At 69.7% G+C, this 19,822-nt stretch carries 16 protein-coding genes; 9 read left to right on the top strand and 7 right to left on the bottom strand.

All coding sequences use genetic code 11. The features are described from left to right. Positions 1-19: 19 nt before the first annotated feature. Both G6R20_RS07240 and G6R20_RS07235 read right to left on the bottom strand, forming a co-directional pair. A complete protein-coding gene (locus G6R20_RS07240; RefSeq protein WP_067718401.1) occupies positions 20-571 on the bottom strand; it encodes a DUF1003 domain-containing protein in 552 nt (183 codons plus the stop codon). Continuing rightward, entirely contained in the window at positions 568-1,881 is a 1,314-nt protein-coding gene (locus G6R20_RS07235; protein ID WP_120283632.1) for a CBS domain-containing protein, read from the bottom strand. The genes G6R20_RS07240 and G6R20_RS07235 overlap by 4 nt, the downstream gene beginning before the upstream one ends. A gap of 69 nt (positions 1,882-1,950) precedes the next feature. Here G6R20_RS07235 and G6R20_RS07230 point away from each other — a divergent pair, with 69 nt between their 5' ends. Genes G6R20_RS07230 through G6R20_RS07220 form a run of 3 tightly spaced genes read left to right on the top strand, consistent with a single transcriptional unit; the run spans position 1,951 to position 4,093 of the window. After that, complete coding sequence (locus G6R20_RS07230; RefSeq protein WP_163375948.1) at positions 1,951-2,985, top strand: CoA ester lyase; 1,035 nt, start codon at positions 1,951-1,953, stop codon at positions 2,983-2,985. Then, entirely contained in the window at positions 2,982-3,488 is a 507-nt protein-coding gene (locus G6R20_RS07225) for a general stress protein (protein WP_181694251.1), read from the top strand. Before G6R20_RS07230 ends, G6R20_RS07225 begins: the two co-directional genes overlap by 4 nt. Positions 3,489-3,520: 32 nt before the next feature. Then, on the top strand, positions 3,521-4,093 hold the full coding sequence (locus G6R20_RS07220) for a suppressor of fused domain protein (protein ID WP_096907204.1): 573 nt from the start codon (positions 3,521-3,523) through the stop codon (positions 4,091-4,093). Here the strand turns inward: G6R20_RS07220 and G6R20_RS07215 are convergent, their stop codons facing one another. Further along, positions 4,094-5,080, bottom strand: a complete 987-nt coding sequence (locus G6R20_RS07215; RefSeq protein ID WP_119191782.1) for a magnesium and cobalt transport protein CorA — start codon at positions 5,078-5,080, stop codon at positions 4,094-4,096. A 156-nt stretch (positions 5,081-5,236) separates the two neighbouring features. Here G6R20_RS07215 and G6R20_RS07210 point away from each other — a divergent pair, with 156 nt between their 5' ends. Then, a complete protein-coding gene (locus tag G6R20_RS07210) occupies positions 5,237-6,223 on the top strand; it encodes a glycine betaine ABC transporter substrate-binding protein (RefSeq protein ID WP_240341316.1) in 987 nt (328 codons plus the stop codon). Positions 6,224-6,321: 98 nt separating this feature from the next. Here G6R20_RS07210 and G6R20_RS07205 read toward each other — a convergent pair whose 3' ends face one another. The 3 genes from G6R20_RS07205 to G6R20_RS07195 all read right to left on the bottom strand — a co-directional run bounded on the left by G6R20_RS07205 (position 6,322) and on the right by G6R20_RS07195 (position 12,388). Then, entirely contained in the window at positions 6,322-10,146 is a 3,825-nt protein-coding gene (locus G6R20_RS07205) for a multifunctional oxoglutarate decarboxylase/oxoglutarate dehydrogenase thiamine pyrophosphate-binding subunit/dihydrolipoyllysine-residue succinyltransferase subunit (protein ID WP_181694252.1), read from the bottom strand. 129 nt (positions 10,147-10,275) lie between these two features. Next, positions 10,276-10,971 (bottom strand): hypothetical protein, encoded by a 696-nt coding sequence (locus G6R20_RS07200; protein ID WP_067718393.1) that lies wholly within the window; start codon positions 10,969-10,971, stop codon positions 10,276-10,278. Positions 10,972-11,053: 82 nt separating this feature from the next. Next, positions 11,054-12,388 (bottom strand): D-arabinono-1,4-lactone oxidase, encoded by a 1,335-nt coding sequence (locus G6R20_RS07195; RefSeq protein WP_069389882.1) that lies wholly within the window; start codon positions 12,386-12,388, stop codon positions 11,054-11,056. A 142-nt stretch (positions 12,389-12,530) separates the two neighbouring features. Here G6R20_RS07195 and G6R20_RS07190 point away from each other — a divergent pair, with 142 nt between their 5' ends. From G6R20_RS07190 to G6R20_RS07170, 5 genes are read left to right on the top strand one after another with little or no spacing between them, the layout of a single operon-like run. Next, complete coding sequence (locus G6R20_RS07190; RefSeq protein ID WP_067718391.1) at positions 12,531-13,169, top strand: TetR family transcriptional regulator; 639 nt, start codon at positions 12,531-12,533, stop codon at positions 13,167-13,169. Next, positions 13,162-14,358 (top strand): amino acid deaminase/aldolase, encoded by a 1,197-nt coding sequence (locus tag G6R20_RS07185; protein WP_163375947.1) that lies wholly within the window; start codon positions 13,162-13,164, stop codon positions 14,356-14,358. Before G6R20_RS07190 ends, G6R20_RS07185 begins: the two co-directional genes overlap by 8 nt. Continuing rightward, positions 14,355-15,689 (top strand): M20/M25/M40 family metallo-hydrolase, encoded by a 1,335-nt coding sequence (locus tag G6R20_RS07180; RefSeq protein ID WP_120283623.1) that lies wholly within the window; start codon positions 14,355-14,357, stop codon positions 15,687-15,689. Before G6R20_RS07185 ends, G6R20_RS07180 begins: the two co-directional genes overlap by 4 nt. Continuing rightward, on the top strand, positions 15,686-16,921 hold the full coding sequence (locus G6R20_RS07175; RefSeq protein ID WP_067718383.1) for an MFS transporter: 1,236 nt from the start codon (positions 15,686-15,688) through the stop codon (positions 16,919-16,921). Before G6R20_RS07180 ends, G6R20_RS07175 begins: the two co-directional genes overlap by 4 nt. A 55-nt stretch (positions 16,922-16,976) precedes the next feature. Beyond that, a complete protein-coding gene (locus G6R20_RS07170; protein ID WP_163375946.1) occupies positions 16,977-19,034 on the top strand; it encodes a DEAD/DEAH box helicase in 2,058 nt (685 codons plus the stop codon). A 9-nt stretch (positions 19,035-19,043) separates the two neighbouring features. Here G6R20_RS07170 and G6R20_RS07165 read toward each other — a convergent pair whose 3' ends face one another. Beyond that, positions 19,044-19,799, bottom strand: coding sequence for an HNH endonuclease family protein (locus tag G6R20_RS07165; protein ID WP_173674748.1), 756 nt, complete (start codon positions 19,797-19,799; stop codon positions 19,044-19,046). Between the last annotated feature and the right edge of the window lie 23 nt (positions 19,800-19,822).

The raw sequence follows: 19,822 nt of genomic DNA, 5'->3' as shown, positions 1-19,822 counted from the left end.
CGTTCCGTCCCGGCCGAGGCTACCCCCGGCCCTTGACGTCTGAATCGGTTTTGTTGTGATCGGCGTTACACGTCCCGGGTTCGAGGCCGGAGAGGAGGGTCTCGATCCGCTCGACGGAATCACGGAGGTCGTCGAGCTCCCGCCGGAGGTAGTCGCGGGTGACCGTCTCACCGACGGAGAGCCGGACCGAGGCGAGTTCCCGGGCGAGGAACTCGGTGTCCGCCTTGGTCTGCGTGGCGCGGAGGCGATCCTCCCTGACGGACTCCTTGTCGCGGTCCTCCTGCCGGTTCTGTGCGAGCAGGATCAGCGGAGCGGCGTAGGCGGCCTGCGTCGAGAACGCGAGGTTGAGCAGGATGAAGGGATACGGGTCGAAGCGCAGGGCGACCACCGCGACGTTGATGATGATCCAGACGATCACGATGATCGTCTGGATCAGCAGATATGTGCCGGTCCCGAAGAACCGCGCGACGGACTCGCTGTAGCGGCCGACCGCGTCTGCGTCGAAGCTGATCCTCGGTCTGCGCGAGGTCACCGGCATCGAGAGCGAGGACCGCACGGTGGGCTCGCTCATCGGGTCGCCTCCCTGTCGTCGTGCAGGTCCATGTCCCGCCAGTCGTCCGGGAGGACATGGTCTAGCAGATCGTCGACCGCCACCGCGCCGAGCAGGTGTCCCTCGTCGTCGACCACCGGCCCGCACACGAGATTGTAGGTGGCGAAGAACCTGGTCACGGCGTCCGTCGAGTCGGACGGGCGCAGCGTGGACAGGCTGGTGTCGACGGTCTCGGCCACCATCATCGACGGCAGCTCCCGCAACAGCGCCTGGATGTGGACGCATCCGAGGTACTTGCCCGTCGGTGTCGCGGTGGGGGGCCTCACGACGAAGACGAGGCTGGCCAGGGCCGGGCTGAGGTCGGGGTTGCGGCAGTGGGCGAGGGCCTCGGCCACCGTCGTCTGCGGAGACAGGATGATCGGCTCGGGGGTCATGAGCCCGCCCGCGGTGTCCGCGTCGAACGTGAGCAGACGCCGGACGGGAGCCGAGTCCTCGGGGTTCATGCGTTCCAAGAATGACTCGGCGTCCTGCTCCGGCAACTCGCCGAGCAGATCGGCCACGTCGTCGGGGTCCATCGCCTCGAGCACGTCCGCCGCGCGCTCCAGCTCGAGCCGGGTGACGATCTCGGTCTGCTCGTCGTGGGGCAGTTCCTGCAGGATGTCGGCCAATCGCTCGTCGTCCAGTGTCCTGGCGACCTCCAGCCGACGGACCTCCGGCAGTTCCCGCAGGGCGTTCGCGACGTCGGCCGGGCGCATGTCGGCGTAGTGCTCGACCAGGCTCTCGGCACTGTGTTCCGGGGTGCCGATCGCGTCGTCGTCGAGTCCTCGGATCCGGCTCCACGGATGGATCGACACCTCGCCGCGGCGGCCGAGCGAGGCGCGCCCGCGTCGTGCGCGTACGGCGAGTCGGGAGACGAGCCAGTCCCTCGAGCGCTGACGCTCGATCTCCACGTCGACCACCTGGTAACGGATGTCCTTCTGGACACCGCCCGACTTCTCCGAACCGAGCTGGTCCCGCTCGACTCCGATCACGGAGTCGACCAACGCTCCCAGCACGAGGTTCTCCCCGGGTCGGGACTGGAACCGGTGCAGATTGATGGTTCCCGAGACCAGGGAGACGGACCGGGGGTCGATCGAGGCGACCCTGAGCATCGGCACGAATATCCTGCGACGCGTGGGCAGCTCGACCACGAGTCCGATCACCCGGGGGGGCTTGTGCCGCGACCGCATCGTCACCACGACGTCCCGGATCCGTCCGATGTCGTCCCCGTCAGGGCCGATCACCGGGAGTCCGGCTAGCCTGGCGACGAAGGCCTTGTTGAGGTTCGCCATGTCGACCAGGCTAGTCACCCACGGGCGGCGCCCGCCCGCCATATCGGACGTAAGGGAGTGCCACTCACGATGACCGCAGCCCCCCACGCGACACCCGCGCCATCGGAGGACGCCGCCGCGGCGCTCTCCGAACTCCGTGCCCGTCCCCGGCGCACGGTACTGGCCGTGCCCGGCAGCAGTGTCAAGATGATCGACAAGGCCAGGGGACTGCCGGTGGACGAGGTCTTCCTGGATCTCGAGGACGCGGTGGCGGGTCCCGCCAAGGAGGAGGCCCGCCAGAACGTGGTGGCCGCCCTGAACGGCGGGGACTTCGCCGCGCCCACGGTCGTGGTGCGCGTCAACGCGTGGGACACCGAGTACACGGTGCGGGACGTCACCGAGATAGTCGGTCGCGCGGGTGCCCGCGTCGACGCACTGTTGCTGCCGAAGGCGCGCTCCGCGGCGGAGGTCGTCGCCCTCGACCTGGTGCTGACCCAGGTCGAGAAGGCGGCGGGACTACCGGTCGGGCACATCGGCATCGAACCCCAGATCGAGGACGCCCTGGGGTTGACCAACATCGATCAGATCGCCACGGCCAGTCCCCGTGTCCTGACGCTGGTGTTCGGTCCGGCCGATTTCATGGCCTCCGTCGGGATGCGCACCCTCACGGTCGGGGAGCAACCGGAGGGTTACGCCCCGGGTGACGCCTACCACCACGTACTCATGACCATCCTCGTCGCCGCCCGCGCCCACGGCCTCCAGGCGATCGACGGGCCCTTCCTCAAGGTGCGGGACGTGGAGGGGTTCCGCCGGGCGGCCGCCCGCACCGCAGCACTCGGCTTCGACGGCAAGTGGGTGTTGCACCCGGCGCAGGTCGACGCGGGCAACGAGGTGTTCAGCCCCCGCCAGGAGGAGTTCGACCAGGCCGAGGCCATCCTCGAGGCCTACGCGCGGTCGACGTCCGTCGAGGGAGGTGCTCGCGGTGCGGTGATGTTCGGCGACGAGATGCTCGACGAGGCCAGTCGTAAGATGGCGCTGGTCGTGTCCGCGCGGGGTCGTGCGGGCGGGATGACCGTGACGGATCAGGCCGACGTGGGAACGGACCCGGAAGGACGGACATCATGAGCTCTCCCGTGAATCCGGCAGGCGGTAGGACCCGGGGTGGACAGACCCCGGGCCTGCCCACGCCGCCGACCGGTTGGGTGGTCGGGTCGTACCTCACCTACGCGCAGGCCCAGGCCGCGGTCGACCATCTCGCGGACGAGGAGTTCCCCGTCCACGAGGTCACGATCGTGGGAGTGGACCTGATGCAGGTCGAGCGGGTGACCGGCCGGCTCACATGGCCCAAGGTCCTGCTCGGTGGCCTGGCCACCGGCGCCTGGCTCGGGCTGTTCATCGGCCTGTTGCTCGGCATCTTCACGCAGCCCATGTGGGGAGTCGTCCTGACGGGCCTGGTGGGCGGGTCGGTGTTCGGTGTCGTCTCGGCCTCGCTGTCCTACGCGGCCACCCGCGGCAAGCGTGACTTCGCGTCCACCTCGCAGCTCGTCGCGGGACGGTACGACGTCCTGTGCGAGCCCGCCAACGCGGAACGGGTGCGCGACGAGCTCGCCCGCCTCGGGCTGAAGTAGTGCTGCCCGGCGATCCGACGAGCTCCTCGGACGTGCTCTCCGCGGTGCGGGCGCATCTGATCGAGCACCACGGCCCGGAGCCCCAGGAGGCGTCGGTGACATTCCTCGGCGCGTCACCGATCAGGATCCTGCGGTTCGTGGACATCGAGTCCGGCGTGGTGCGGTATGTCTCGCTGGGGTGCTCAGCCGAACCGATGGGGGACCCCTCGGCCCTCGTTCCCGACCCCACCGCGCCGCGGGCGGAGCTGAGTCTGATCCTGCGTGGCGGGGTGGACGGTCTGGTCCGCGCGCTGGCGGTGCTCGCGGCCGCACCCGCGGTGGAGGGCCTCGTCCTGTCGGAGGGAGCACTGATCGACCTGGGCGAGCCGCTCTGGCCGGGCGCGTCGTTCACGGGGGTCGTCCTGCGGGCTCCGGAGATCCCGGACGTGCCGTTGCCCGGTGACGCCGCGCCGGTCACCGTGTTCCGGGCCGTTCCGGTCACCCACACGGAGGCGGCGTGGGTACGGATGAAGGGCGCGGCGGAACTGGAGGAGGCGTGGGCGGAGGCAGGCATCGATGTCACCGATCCCGGGCGCTCGGCGGTCAACCCCGGGCTGAACCGCTGATCACAACCAGCGGTTCCGGCGAAACAGCAGGAAGAGCCCGGCGCACATCGCCACCATGATCCCCAGCACCACGAAGTACCCGTATCGCGCCTCGAGCTCCGGCATGTGGCGGAAATTCATGCCGTAGACGCCCGCGATCATCGTCGGTACGGCCGCGATGGCGACCCAGGCGGAGATCTTGCGCATGTCGGTGTTCTGTTGGATCCCGACGATCGCCGCCGCCGCGCTGACGAGCGAGGTACTCTGCTCGTCCAGGGTCGCGACCACCGCTGCCGCCTGTGCGTGGTGGTCCTGGACGTCGCGGAAGTAGTGGCGGGCCTCGGCAGGGACGAGGTCGAGATGATCGACCGACAGGCGTCGCAGGGGCGTGGTCAACGGCCCGATGACGTGTTTGAGTTCGAGTAGCTCCCGCTTGAGGACGTAGATCTGTTCGATGTCCACCCGGGTGCGCGGCGTGAAGAGCGCCGACTCGAGTTCGTCGATGTCCGCGGCCATCCCCTCGGCGGCCTCGATGTAGCTGTCGACGACACGGTCCGCCACGGCGTGCATCACCGCCGCCGGCCCGATCGCGAACCGTTCCGGGGAGTACCCGAGGGCGCCGACGAGGTCCGTGGGGGTGATCTGGTCCCCGTGACGGACGGTCACCAGGAAGTCCCGGCCCAGGACCACCATCAGCTCGCCGGTGGACACGATGTCGCTGACCTGCGTGACCGTCTCGTGGGCCAGGTACCGCACGGTCGACATGTTGAGCACGAGAGCGTCGTCGTAGGCCTCCAACTTGGGACGCTGCCGGCCACTGGTCGCGTCCTCGGTGATGAGCTCGTGCAGCCCCAGGTCCCGGGACAGCGCCTCCATCTGGTCGTGCCCCGGGGCGTCGAGGCTGATCCAGACGAAGCCTCGACCGCTGTCGCGCACGCGGCGGATCGCCTCCCGGTGCGGGACCCGGCCGCGTTCACCGACACCGTCGATGTAGACGACGCAGTCCACGGTCGCGTGGTGCGCCGACCCGGCCGGGCCTCGTGGCGTGGCATCTGCTCGGATTGTCGACGGCCGTCGTGGTGGGATCGCGGGCACCCGGTCCCCTTTCCTCGTCTCGCCTGACAATATCCGCCGTGCGGGCCCTCGGAGTGACGACCGGCGGGCGTGGCTGGGAGACTGTCTATCGAGGTGATCCGCGCCGACCGGCGCGGCCGGGGTGAGGAAGGGCGTGGTCGGATGCTGCGGACGGGGGATCGGGCGGGGCGGTGCGCGATGGTGCTCGCGGGGGTCGGCGCGATGGCACTGTCCGGCTGCCAGGCGCAGTCGTCGATCGTTCCCGCGCACCGGGACGATCCGGTGGTGGTCGTCGAGACCGCGTCCTTCGGCGAGGCCGAGATCGTCGGTCACATCTACGGCAACGCCCTGGTGCGCTCCGGGTCGCGGGTGACCGCCCGCCCGCAGTCCGGGACCCAGGACGAGGTCGTGGAGTCCGTGGTGACCGGGCAGGCGACGTTCACGATCGGGTTCACCGGTGAGTTGCTCCGGACGTTCGACGAGAACTCCACCGAGGTCGAGGCCGATGAGGTGTACACCGCCATGATCGCCGCCCTCCCGGAGGGCGTGACCGCGGCGGATCCGGCGCCCGCCGAGGACGCCCCCGTGTACGCGGTCACCCGGCACACCTCGGAATCGCGAGGCCTGCGGACGATGTCCGACCTGGCCGGGAGGTGCGGTGAGTTCACCCTCGGCGCACGCGAGGAGGCGCTCGCGGACCGGGAGCTCGCCACATCCGTCGGTACCACCTACGACTGCGGTTTCGGCCGTCGCGTGGCGCTGGGGCCCAACCCCCGCGCGGTGTTCGACGCCCTGCGGGAGGGGGAGATCGGGGTGGGTCTGGTCCAGTCGGCCGACCCCGTCCTCCATCCGGAGGACATCGTCGCGTTGGACGACGACGAAGCTGCAGTCCTCGCCCAGCACCTCGTGCCCGTGTTCCGCAAGGGCTCGCTCTCGGAGGATCAGCTCGCCCTGGTGAACCGCATCAGCGGGGAGCTGACCACCGAGGACGTCCGCGAGCTCCTGCTGGGGGTCGAATTCGGTTCCGCGACCCCCGTCGCCTTGGCGAACTACTGGTTGGACGAGCACGGTTACTGACCTCCGCGAGGGGTGGAACACGAGGAAGGGCCCGACCTGGTGGTCGGGCCCTTCCTCCTACGCGGTCACTCGAGGTCCGCGGTCCTCCGATTCGGCGGTCACTCGAACGCCTGGTCCACCAGCGCCTTCTGCTCGACGGCGTGGACCTTGCTCAGACCCGTCGAGGTCGCGGCCATCGGGCGACGCGAGACCCGCTTGAGGGGCGGGAAGTCGTCGATGCGCTCGGGCAGCTCCAGGGCGAGGAAGCTCCACGCTCCCTGGTTCGCCGGCTCCTCCTGCACCCACCGGACCTCGGTGAGGTTCGGGTAGTGGTCCAACGCCTCGCGCAGGCGGCGGTGCGGCACCGGGTGGATCTGTTCGACCCGGACGATCGCGATGTCGTCGCGGCCCTCCTTCTCCTGGCGGGCGGCGAGCTCGTAGTAGAGCTTGCCGGACACCAGCAGCATGGTCTTGACCTTGCCCGGGTCCTTCGAACCGTCGGCGAACGTCGGGTCGTCGAGGACCGAACGGAACTTGCCGTTGGTGAAGTCCGAGATCGCGCTGACGGCCTTCTTGTTTCGCAGCATCGACTTCGGCGTGAAGACCACCTGCGGCCGCTTGATGCCGTCGGTGGCATGACGACGCATGAGGTGGAAGTAGTTCGCCGGGGTCGACGGCTGCGCGACGGTCATCGAGCCCTCGGCACACAGCTGGAGGAACCGCTCGATGCGGCCGGACGTGTGGTCCGGGCCCATCCCCTCGTGCCCGTGCGGCAGGAGAAGGGTGACGGAGGACTTCTGACCCCACTTGGCCTCGCCGGAGGAGATGTACTCGTCGATGATGGTCTGCGCGCCGTTGACGAAGTCACCGAACTGCGCCTCCCACAGCACCAGTGCCTCCGGGTCCCCGACCGAGTAGCCGTACTCGAATCCGACGCCCGCGTACTCGGTGAGTGCGGAGTTCCACACCTCGAAGCGGCCCTCGGCGTCCTCGAGGTTCTGCAGGGGCGAGTAGGGCTCCGACGTGGTCTTGTCGACCACCACGGCGTGGCGTTGCGTGAAGGTTCCGCGTTGCGAGTCCTGACCTGCGAGACGCACGGTCCGGCCCTCCAGGACGAGGGAACCGATCGCCAGCAACTCGGCGAATGCCCAGTCGATGTTGCCGTTGTAGGCCATCTTCTGGCGCGCCTCGTAGACCGGCTTCACCCGTGAGTGGATGTGGAAGTCCGCGGGCAGGTTGCCGAAGGCGTCGCCGATGGCGTGGACGACCGACTCGTCCACCGCCGTCACCAGGCGCTTGGGCAGCGGCTGGTTGGGCAGGATCGACTCGGATGCCTTCACCGGGTGCTTCTCGAGCTCGCGGACCTCGTTGAAGACCCGCTCGAGCTGACCCTGGAAGTCGCGGAGAGCGTTCTCCGCCTCCTTCTCGGTGATGTCGCCGCGACCGACCAGATCCTCGGTGTAGGACTGACGGACGCTCTTCTTGTCGTCGATGACCTCGTACATCCGCGGCTGCGTCATCGACGGGTCGTCGGCCTCGTTGTGACCGCGACGGCGGTAGCAGACGAGGTCGATCACGACGTCCTTCTTGAACTGCTGGCGGAAGTCCATCGCCAGCCGGGCGACCCGCACGCAGGCCTCGGGATCGTCACCGTTCACGTGGAAGATCGGCGAGCCGATCATCTTGGCGACGTCCGTGGAGTACTGGCTGGAGCGCCCGGCCTCGGGCGCCGTGGTGAACCCGATCTGGTTGTTGACGACTATGTGGATCGTGCCGCCGGTTCGGTAACCGTCGATCTGGGAGAGGTTGAGCGTCTCCGCGACCACTCCCTGTCCGGCGAACGCCGCGTCACCGTGCAGCATGAGCGGCACGACCGGGTACTCGGAGCGCCATTCCGGGTCCTCGATGAGGTCCTGCTTGGCGCGGACGATTCCCTCCAGGACCGGATCGACGGCCTCGAGGTGCGACGGGTTGGCGGTGAGAGACACCTTGATCTCGTTCTCGCCGAACATCTGGTACTGGATGCCCTCGGCCCCGAGGTGGTACTTGACGTCACCCGACCCGTGTGCGGCCGAGGGGTCCATGTTGCCCTCGAACTCGGTGAAGATCTGCCGGTAGGGCTTGCCCACGATGTTGGCGAGCACGTTGAGCCGCCCGCGGTGGGGCATGCCGATCACGACCTCGTCGAGGCCGAACTCGGCGGCCTCGTCGATCACCGCGTCCATCATCGGGATGACGGACTCGGCGCCCTCGAGCGAGAAGCGCTTCTGGCCGACGTACTTGGTCTGCAGGAACGTCTCGAAGGCCTCCGCGGCGTTCACCTTGGACAGGATGTACTTCTGCTCGGCGACGGTCGGCTTGTCGTCGACCCCCTCGAGGCGCTCCTGGATCCACTGGCGCTGCTCGTTCTCGAGGATGTGGGTGTACTCGATACCGATCTTGCGGCAGTAGGCCGCGCGCAAGGCGGACAGTACGTCCCGCAACCGCATCTTGTCCTTGCCGACGAAACCGCCGACGGAGAACTTGCGGTCGAGGTCCCACAGGGTGAGCTCGTGGGAGTTGACGTCGAGGTCCGGGTGGAACGTGCGACGCCGCTTGGCGTGCTTCCCGTCGAGCGGGTCGATGTCGGCCATGAGGTGGCCGCGATCGCGGTAGGCGGCGATCAGCTCGAGGACGCGTGCGTCTTTGTCCACCCGCGGGTCGGTGATGTCCTGACGCCACCGGACCGGCTCGTAGGGGATGCCGAGGACGTCGAAGATCTCGTCGTAGAACTCGTCCGCGATCAGCAGACGGTGGATCTCACGCAGGAACTCGCCGGATTCGGCGCCCTGGATGATCCGGTGATCGTACGTGGAGGTGAGGGTGGTGATCTTTCCGATGGCGTTGTTGGCCAACTGCTCGTCGCTCGCGCCCTGGAACTCGGCGGGGTACTCCATCGCGCCCACGCCGAGAATGGCGCCCTGGCCCACGGTGAGGCGCGGGACCGAGTGCACCGTGCCGATACCGCCGGGGTTCGTCAGCGAGATCGTGACGCCGGAGAAATCGTCCATCGTCAGCTTGCCCTCGCGGGCGCGGGCGACGATGTCCTCATAGGCGTCGAGGAATCCGCGGAAGTCGAGCTTCTCGCAGTTGCGGATCGCGGCCACGACCAGGGACCGGCCGGCCTTGGTCTTCATGTCGATCGCCAGACCGAGGTTGATCCCGTTCGGGGTGACGACGTTCGGCTTGCCGTCGACCTCCTCGTAGTGGTTGTTCAGGTTCGGGTAGGCCTTGACGGCCTGGACCATGGCGTACCCGATGAGGTGGGTGAAGGAGATCTTCCCGCCGTGGGTGCGCTTGAGGTGGTTGTTGATGACCACCCGGTTGTCGACCATCAGTTTCGCCGGGACCGCGCGGACCGAGGTCGCGGTGGGGAGGGACAGCGACGCGTTCATGTTCTTGACGATCGCGTTGGCCGCGCCCCGGATGACCTTGCTCTCCTGCTCCGCGGGGGGCTCGTACTCCGGGCGTGACGGCTTCTTCGTCGCCGCGGTGTCGGACTTCTTCCGCGTCTCCGACTTGTGCTCCGGGGCGGGCACCCCTTCCCCGCGGGCCTTGCGCTTGGGCGAGGCGTCGGCAGCGGGCTTCGCCGCGATGTCCTTGGCGGACGCCTCGGGGGTGGAATCGTCGACGGTGATCTCGGACGGCTTCTTGTCTGATGTGACCGATTCCCCGCTGCTCCCACCTCCCGATCGGGGCCGGCTGCTCTTGCCGGATCTACCGCCCGAGCTGCCGGGGGAGGTGCCGTTGGTCGAGTCACCACCGGAGGAGGAGGCGGCCTCCGGGTTGGCGTCGAAGAACTCGTGCCAGGACTTGTCCACGGAGGACGGGTCCTTGGCGAACCGCTCGTACATCTCGTCTACGAGCCACTGGTTCTGTCCGAACTGTGAGACGTTGTTGCTCACGATCTCTTGGTGCCTCTCTGGTTCTGTGGTGGGTTTCACACGTCAATGGATCCAGGCTAGACCTTCTGCCCGCGCCGGGCTCTTCGATCTCACCTGACAGGGGGATGCCCCCGGCCCGTCACGGCCGGTTCACGTGGCGGGCCACGAGTCCGGTGGCGTGCCGAACGCGGCATCAGCGGTCTCCACGACCGTCCGCCCCAGCTTCCGGTTGCCCCATCCACCCACAGCGGCGCCGAGCCCCGCGGGTGCCAGTTTGCCCACGGCGAGCCCTGCCCGCTTCACGGCGAACTTCCTGACGAAGCGGGTCATCATCCGACGGTTGATCTCCTTCAGCCCGGGTACCCGGAGTGCACGGCCGGCCAACGAGCCGCCCGTGGCCGCCCCTCCCGACGAGCTGACCGCGTTGGCCAGGATGGCGGTGCCGGACGCACCCAACATGACTGTCATGACCAGCAGTTCCTCGTGCTCGTCGTGGCGGACGTCCACACCGTGGACCTCGGCCACGGCGAGCGTGTAGAACGCGGCGGCCTCGAGGAACACCAGCGACTCCGCGCCGATCGCGCCGAAGGCGACGATGGTTCCGAGACCCGGCACCGCGGCCGTGGCACCCACGGCCGCACCGGACGCGGTGACGGTGTTCAGGAACCGCGCGTCGAGACGCTCGCGGATCCGGGCCGGGCTCTCGTCCGGGTGATGGGCCCGGAGTGTGCGTACGTAGGCGCGGGCGGCACCGGTCTGGCTCCGGATCGCCCGGCGCAGGGCGGCAGTGATCACCCCCGCGGCCGGGCCGGAGACGTCGGATTCAGCGGGCACTCGATCGGGCACTGGGCACTCCTGGAGGTCAAGGCGGCGCGGGGGCGGGCCGGGCTCGAACCTCCACCGTACGTAAGGCGCGCGGGGTGGTGGCTCAGGGCAGCACACGCTCGGTGTAGTCGTTGCCGAAGACACGCTCCGGGTCGAGACGGTCACGGACGGACACGAAGTCGTCGAAGCGGTCCACCATGGCGGACAGGTCCTCCGCGGTGCGGGTGTGCATCTTTCCCCAGTGCGGTCGCCCGCCGGCGGCGAGGAAGATCCCTTCCGCGAGACGGAACAGTTCGGTGTGATCCATCAGGTGGTACTGGTGCACGGCGATGTAGCAGACCTCGCGCCCGTACGCCGTGGACATCCACACGTCGTCGGCGGCGGCGAACCGCACCTCCACGGGGAACGGGGTGACGATGCCGGAGCGGTCGATGGTGTCGCGGAGGTCGCGCAACACCCCGGCCGCCGCCGCGACGGGCACGGCGTACTCCATCTCCCGGAAGCGGACCCGCCGCGGCGAGGCGAAGACCCGGTAGCTCCGGTCGGTGAAGTCCCGTGCGGACAGAGCCCGTGAGGCGACCCGGTTGAGCCGGGGGGTCAGCGCCGGACGTCGGGTCGCGGCCCGGCACACCACGTCGAAGACCTCGTTGGAGAGGAGTTCGTCGCCGATCAGACCCCGGATGCGTCCCACCGGGTGCAGCTCGGCGTCCCCGGGCAACCGGGTGTTGCGTTTGACGTTGATCGCGTCGGTGTGGGGGAACCAGAAGAACTCGGCGTGGTCCGCGGAACGTGCGAAACCCTCCAGGTCCGCCAGTGCGGCGGTCAGGGTCCACGGACGCTCCTCGGCCTGCAGTGCGAAGGCCGGGACGCATCGGACCGTCATCTTGGTGATGATCCCCAGTGCGCCGATCCCGAGGCGGGCCGCCTCGAACACCTCGGGGTCGGATTCGCGGGAACAGGTGAGAACGGAACCGTCGGCGGTGACGAGCTGGAGGCCGACGACCGTGGCGGGCAGGCCCGGTGCCGCACATCCCGTGCCGTGGGTCCCGGTCGACACCGCCCCGGCGAGGGACTGTTCGGCGAAGTCCCCGAGGTTCGGCTGTGCCAGACCGAGCTCCCACAGCAGCGGTCCCAGTCGGTGCAACCGGGTACCCGCCCAGACGGTCACGTCCGCGCCGTCGACGCGACCGTCAGCACCACGGGTCGGCACGATCGATTCCACACCGGCGAGGTCGTCCAACGACACGAGCACGCCGTCCGTCGCGGCCGCCGGCGTGAAGGAATGGCCCGCGCCGACACACTTGACCCTGGTTCCGCGCTCGGCCGCCCGCGTGACCACGTCGCTCACCTCGGCGACGGTCGTCGGGAGCGACCGGCCCGAGGGAGAGGCCAGGACATTGCCGGCCCAGTTCTGCCAGGGGGCCACCGAGGTCGTCATGGCAGGAGAGGGTACCCGCGCGAGGCGGGGCGGGAGGCGGTCCTGGACCATCGACCCGGAGTGGGGGCGGACGCCCGGCACGCCGGGGGAGCGGGTGCGGTGAACGGTGTGCACGTCCACCTCGTCGTCGTACCATGGACGGGTGACCAGACGACTTCCTGCCGATCAGCGCCGGGCGCAACTCCTCCAGGCCGCCCTCGAGATCGCCGAACACGACGGACTGGGTGCGGTGACCGTCCGCGGCGTGGCCGAACGGGCGGGCGTGTCGCTGGGGGTCGTCCACTACTGCTACACGGATAAGGAAGAGCTTCTCCGCGAGGTCATCGGCGCCGTCAACTCGGAGGTCCACCAGGCCGCCCGGGCCTTCGTGAGCGTCGACTTCGATTCCGGGATCCGGGGCACCGAGGGCCTGCGGCGACGGCTGTACGAGGCGATCGACCTGATCTGGGCGGTGATCTCCGCATCGCCCGACCGGCAGCTCCTCACCTACGAGATCGTGTCGTACTCGCTGAGGACCCACGGGTTGCCCGAAGTCGGCCTGGCCCGCGACCAGCAGGAATCCAACGAGGCCATCGTGCGATCCGTACTCGAGCGCACGGCGCAGTCCGCCGACGTGCAGTGGGCGATGGGCCTCGACGACATGGTGCGCGTCGTCCTGTCGATCATCACCGGCATCAGCCTGCGGTGGCAGATCTACCGGAACGACGACGAGGCCAACGACCTCCTCCACCGGGCGGTCGACCTCGTCGTACGGGACGCGCGACCGGTCGACGGTGCCTAGCACGGAGGCGGGCGGCCTCCCCGTGGTCGTCGACGCACTCCGGGTCGCGACCGCGGGCCTCGACGCGCCCCTCGCCGCTCTGTACCTGCCGAGTCTGCGGGCGAACGTGGACGATCTACGCCGCCGGGCAGGGGGCACCAGGATCCGGGTCGCGAGCAAATCCGTGAGATCCCGAGGCGTGCTGCGGGAGGTGCTCGGCGACCGGCTGCGGGGCGACGATTCCGTCCACGGGATCATGGCCTACTCGCTCACCGAGGCGTTGTGGTTGGTGGAGTCGGGGTGCGACGACGTCCTGATGGGGTACCCCACCGTCGACCGCTCGGCTCTGGGGCGCCTCGGATCGGATCCGCAGGCGTTGGAGTACGTGACACTCATGATCGACCATCCGCGCCAGCTGGAGATCGCACGGGAGGCGGGGGCGTCCGGGGCGCGGGTATGCATCGACGTCGACTGCTCCCTCCGGCTCGGGCCCGTCCACCTGGGCGTGCGCCGCTCCCCGCTACGCGGACCGGACGACGTCGAGCCGCTGGTACGGCGGGCCGTCGCCACCGGCTTCCGCGTGGTGGGCGCGATGTTCTACGAGGCGCAGGTGGCCGGGGTGCCCGATGACGTACCGGGGATCGGCGTCGTCAAACGGCTCTCGATGCGGCGGCTGCGGGATGTGCGACCGGCGGTGGCGTCCACGATCGAGTCGATCACCGGGACACCGCCGGAGATCATCAACTCCGGGGGATCCGGGTCCGTCGCCGAGAGCGCCGGAGCGCCCGCCGTCACCGAGGTCACCGCGGGATCGGGACTGTACGTGCCGGGGCTGTTCGACGCCTATCGGACCTTCACCCCGCGGCCGGCGCTGCTGTTCGCACTGCCCGCCGTGCGGACGCCGGCCCGTGGTCTCACCACGTTCCTGTACGGGGGATACGTCGCGTCCGGCGTCCCGGGGCGCGACCGGCTCCCGGTGCCCGCCGCCCCGGCGGGGTTGCGATACCTCGGTCGGGAGGGGGCCGGAGAGGTCCAGACGCCCGTGCGGGGGCAGGTGGCCATCGGCGAGAGCGCATGGTGGCGTCACGCGAAGGCGGGGGAACTGTGCGAGCGGTTCGACACTCTCCACGTGGTGGACGAGACTGCTGACGGGCCCGTCGTGGTGGATCGCTGGCCCACCTACCGTGGTGAAGGGAAGTGTTTCGGATGACCGACGCCCAGCAGATGTCCGGGCAGGCGCGGGAGCGGATGCATGCCGAGGCCGTCGCGATCACGGCGGACCTCGTGTCGATCGACTCGACCAACACCGGTGACCCCGCGACGATCGGCGACGGCGAGACGAGGGTGTGCCGCCGGATCGCCGAGTACCTCGACGAGGTCGGCATCTCCAGCGAACTCGTGGAGTCTGTTCCCGGACGAGGGAGCCTGTTCGCCCGGGTCGAGGGAGCCGACCCGGACGCGGGCGGACTGGTCGTGCACGGACACGTCGACGTCGTCCCCGCGGTCGCCGAGGACTGGACCGTCCCGCCGTTCGCCGGTGAGATCCGCGACGGCTGGCTCTACGGACGAGGCACCGTCGACATGAAGAACATGATCGGCATGATGCTCGCGGTGGTCCGCCACTACCGCCGGGAGGGGATCGTGCCCCGGCGGCCGCTGCTGCTCGCGTTCTTCGCGGATGAGGAGGCCGCGGGGATCATGGGTGCCAAGTGGGTGGTCCGGGAGCGGCCCGAGATCTTCGACGGCATGACCCAGGCGCTCAGCGAGGTCGGGGGCTGGTCGGTACCGGTCGACGGCCGCCGCCTCTACCCGATCGCCGTCGCCGAGAAGGGCGTCGCCTGGGCCACGGTGACCGCACACGGGACCGCCGCACACGCGTCCCGCCCGACCGGGGACAACGCCGTCGCCGCGATCGCCGGGGCGGTTCATCGCGTGGCCGATCTCGACTTTCCGGTGCAGCCGACCGAGGCAAACACCGCGCTGGCCGCGGCGGTCGGTCGGCTGGCCGGAGGAAGCGGCGAGGTCGCCGAACTGCCGGATCGGCTCGAGGTCCTCGGGCACTTCGGGCCCCTCGTCTCCGCCTCGCTGTCCCACACCGCCTCACCGACGGTCCTGTCCGCCGGGTACAAGACCAACGTCATCCCCACCGAGGCACGCGCGGAGATCGACTGCAGAGTACTCCCCGGAGGTGAGGACACGTTCCGTGCCGAGATCGAGCAGGAGCTCGGCCCCGACGTGACGGTCGAGTGGATCTGGGAACCACCGATCGCCGCACCGGCCGACGCCCCGTTCGTGGAGGTGATCCGCGAGGCCGTCAGGCAATCCGACCCCGATGCCATGGTCGTGCCGTACCTGTTGCCCGCCAGCACGGACAACAAGCATCTGGCCCCGCTCGGGATCGACGGCTACGGGTTCGTCCCACTGCGCGTGCCCGACGAGTTCGACGTCTTCGGCCATTTCCACGCCGTGGACGAGCGGGTACCGGTGGACGCACTGCATTTCGGTGCCGACGTGCTCGCCCGAGTGCTCCGATCCGCGTGAGGGGCGCGCTCACCGGACATCCGACGCCGTCTGCGCGGACCCGCCTGCCCGCGGACGTCTGGGTCCTCGTCGCGGCCGCGTTCGCCGTGGCGATCGGCTACGGTCTGGTCGCCCCGGTGCTGCCGCAGTTCGCCCGCAGCTTCGACGTGTCGGTCACGGCGGCGTCGGTCATCGTCAGCGCATTCGCGTTCTTCAGGTTGGTGTTCGCGCCGGCCGGTGGGTTCCTCGTCGACAAACTCGGCGAGCGGTGGGTCTACATGTCCGGTCTCCTCATCGTGGTGGTCTCCACGTTGGCGACCGGGCTGGCGCAGAACTACTGGCAGCTCCTGGTCTTCCGCGGTCTCGGCGGTCTCGGGTCGACGATGTTCACGATCTCCGCGATGGCCCTGCTCACCAGATTGTCCCCGCCCGGCGCCCGGGGACGGATCGCCGGCCTGTACGCGACCGCGTTCCTCATCGGCAATATCGGCGGTCCGGTTCTGGGCGGATTGTTGGCGGGCTTCGGCATGCGCATCCCGTTCTTCGTCTACGCCGGCACGCTGCTGGTGGCGACCGGCGTGGTGGCGGTCTTCCTCCGCGGGGGCCGACGGCCCTCACCCGACGACGGGTCCCCCGAGCAGGAACCCCTCCCGGTCGCCGAGGCGCTACGGCACAGCGGGTACCGTGCCGCGCTGATCTCCAGCTTCGTCAACGGGTGGACCTCGTTCGGTGTGCGGGTCGCCATCGTCCCGCTGTTCGCCGCGGCCAACTTCGATGCCGGCGCCGGTATCGCCGGCACCGCGCTGGCGTCGTTCGCGGTGGGGACCGCCTCGGTGGTCTCCGCGGCCGGGTGGTTGTCCGACAGGTACGGGCGACGTCCGATGGTGATCCTGGGTCTGGTGATCTCCGGTGTCACCACCCTCGTCCTGGGCTGGTGTGACACCGTGCCGTTGCTCGTGGCGGCCTCGGTCATCGCCGGGATGGGCGCCGGGATCCTCAACCCGTCGCAACAGGCCGCTGTCGCGGACGTGATCGGCGCGGACCGGGCAGGCGGCAAGGTCCTCGCCACCTTCCAGATGGCCAGCGACTCCGGAGCGATCCTGGGACCGGTCGTGGTGGGGCTGGTGGTGGACCTGCTGGGCTACAAGGCGGGGTTCGCGGTGTCCGGTGTGCTCCTATTGGGGGCCGCGATCCCGTGGATCATCGCCGAGGAGACCCGTGAGGCCACGAACCCGGTGACCACGGGGGAGTGACCTGCGGCAGCCGTGTCGCTCAACAGCCCCCGGACGCCGTAGAATGTAAAACCTCATGGAGAACAACGACGAGGACCGTACCGCCACCGCCGGCGACGAGGTCGACACCGACGCCAGCAATCCCGAACCAGCCTCCGCCGCGGACAACGGCGCCGCGAACAATGGCGCCGCGAACAATGGCGCCGCGGACAACGGCGCTGCGGACACGGTCGCGCCCGCGCGCACCGGCGCCGCCGCCCCTGCAGCCGGCGGTGAGGACGAGCCCGAGGTGACGTTCGCCGACATGGGGCTGGCCCCCGCGGTCGCGCAGGCGGTCAGGGACGTGGGTTACGAAGTCCCCTCCGCCATCCAGGCCGCGACGATCCCGCTGGTCCTCGAGGGGCGTGACGTGGTCGGCCTGGCACAGACCGGCACCGGTAAGACCGCCGCGTTCGCGCTGCCCATCCTGTCGCTGATCGACCCGGCGGTGAAGAGCCCCCAGGCCCTCATCCTGGCGCCGACCCGAGAGCTCGCCCTCCAGGTCGCCGAGGCCTGTGTCACGTACTCGGCGAACATGCCGCAGGTGAACGTCTTGCCCATCTACGGCGGGCAGGCCTACGGCATCCAGCTCTCGGGGCTGCGGCGCGGTGCGCAGATCATCGTCGGCACCCCGGGGCGTGTGATCGACCACCTGAAGAAGGGCACGTTGGACCTGTCGGGTCTGCGGCACCTCGTCCTGGACGAGGCCGACGAGATGCTCGCGATGGGGTTCCAGGAGGACGTCGAGCGGATCCTGTCGGACACCCCGGAGACGACCCAGGTGGCCCTGTTCTCGGCGACCATGCCCGCCGCCATCCGGCGGATCTCGCAGAAGTACCTCACCAATCCGACCGAGGTGAAGGTGGCGTCGAAGACGTCGACCGCGCCGAACATCACGCAGCGCTACGTCCTGGTCAACCACCGGGACAAGCTCGACGCTCTGACGAGGATCTTCGAGGTCGAGGACTTCGACGCGATGATCCTGTTCGTCCGGACGAAGTCCGCCACCGAGGAGCTGGCAGAGCGACTCCGTGCACGGGGGTTCTCCGCCGCGCCCATCAACGGCGACATCCCGCAGAACCTGCGTGAGCGCACGATCGAGGCGCTGAAGGACGGTCGCACGGACATCCTCGTCGCCACCGACGTGGCCGCCCGGGGTCTCGACGTCCCCCGGATCAGCCATGTCGTCAACTACGACATCCCGCACGACACCGAGTCCTACATCCACCGGATCGGCCGGACCGGTCGCGCCGGTAGGAGCGGTGAGGCGCTGCTCTTCGTCACCCCGCGCGAGCGCCGGCTCCTCTCCCAGATCGAGCGGGCCACCCGCCAACCGTTGACCGAGATCCAGCTCCCGAGCGTGGACGACGTCAACGAGATGCGGATGGCCAAGTTCGCACAGTCGATCACCGAGAGCCTCGAGGACCCGAGCATCGCGCTCTTCCGCCGACTGGTGGAGGAGTACGCCTCCGAGCACTCGGTCTCGATGTCCGACATCGCCGCCGCTCTGGCGACCCAGTCGCGGAACTCGGACGACTTCCTCATGCGGGAGCCCGAGCGCCCGCCGCGCCGGGACGACCGTCGCGAGCGGCCGGCACGCGACTTCTCGGACGGGCCGCGTCCGTCGCGGTCGGGGAAGAACATGGGGCAGTACCGGATCGCCGTGGGTAAGCGGAACAACGTCAAGCCCGGCTCGATCATGGGCGCCCTGGCCAACGAGGCCGGGCTCCGGGGCGGTGACATCGGACGCATCTCGATCCGGTTCGACCACTCGATCGTCGAGCTGCCGGCGGATCTCCCCGCGGACCAGCTCAACTCGATGAAGGGAATCCGGGTCGGGGGTTCCGAGATCGACATCCGCCCCGACTCCGGCGCTCCGACGGGTCGTCCGTCGTCGTTCCGGGACGACAGGGGCGGCAAGCCGCGTGGCGGCGGACCCCGTCGCGATGACCGTGGCGACCGAGGTGACCGTGGTGACCGGCGCGGCGGCCGTGACGAGAAGCGCGACGACCGTGGGGGCTTCCGCCGCGGTGACGACGACCGCCGCGGTGGCGGGTTCCGCGGGCGTTCCGGCGGGGGCCCGGACCGCCACTGACGCCGGGCCCTACGGGCCGGTCGGGCACCGCCGGACCGCACCGGCGAGAGCGTCATGGTCGGCCCTCGTCACCGGCAGGCCGTAGGCGACGGCCGCGGTGAGGTACCGGGAGGCGTAGAAGCAGTGTCGACCGGGATCCGGGGGTAGCCAGTCCGCCGGGGTCGAGTCGCTCTTGCCGGTGTTGACCGACGCTGTGACGGCGAGCAGGTTCCGGTCGATGTCGTTGGCGAACGCGGCACGGCGCCCGGCCGGCCACGACCACGCCCCCAGGTCCCACGCCGCCGAGAGCGGGTAGACGTGGTCGACGTGGATGCCGCGCACCCCCGTGGTGCCCGCGTCGACGAGCCTGCCGGTGTACGGATCGGTCAGGACTCCGCCAGACACCTCGCACCGTGCCCCGGGTGTCCTGGTGCCGCCGACGAGGTCGCGGGCCAGGACATCGTGACGGGTGGAGCACCCGTTTCCGGCCCCCGGCGCCCCGGTCGTGTCACTCCAGGCCGGGCCGAACACGCACCCTGACGCGCCCGAGCAGTCCCGCTCGTACCCGGGAGCGGGGTTCCGCGACTCCACCACCTCGACCGCGTCGAGCAGTGCCTCCACCGCGTCCCGCGGTGGGCTGCCCGGGACGGAGCGGGGCGGTTGGCCGGACCACCACACGGCGGCCAGCACGCCGAGCACGACGAGGGCCAGGGCGAGCGCCCGGGGTGCGGGCGGCGGCACGACTCGGCCAGCAAGGTGCCTCCGGGTACGGGGATCATGGCTCACGCCTCGAGTCTGACGCGGGGGGT

The organism is Dietzia sp. Alg238-R159, from assembly GCF_900537145.1.
Classification (GTDB): domain Bacteria; phylum Actinomycetota; class Actinomycetes; order Mycobacteriales; family Mycobacteriaceae; genus Dietzia; species Dietzia kunjamensis.
The sequence above is the reverse complement of the archived record's forward strand: the minus strand, read 5'-3'. Positions and strand labels throughout refer to the sequence as shown.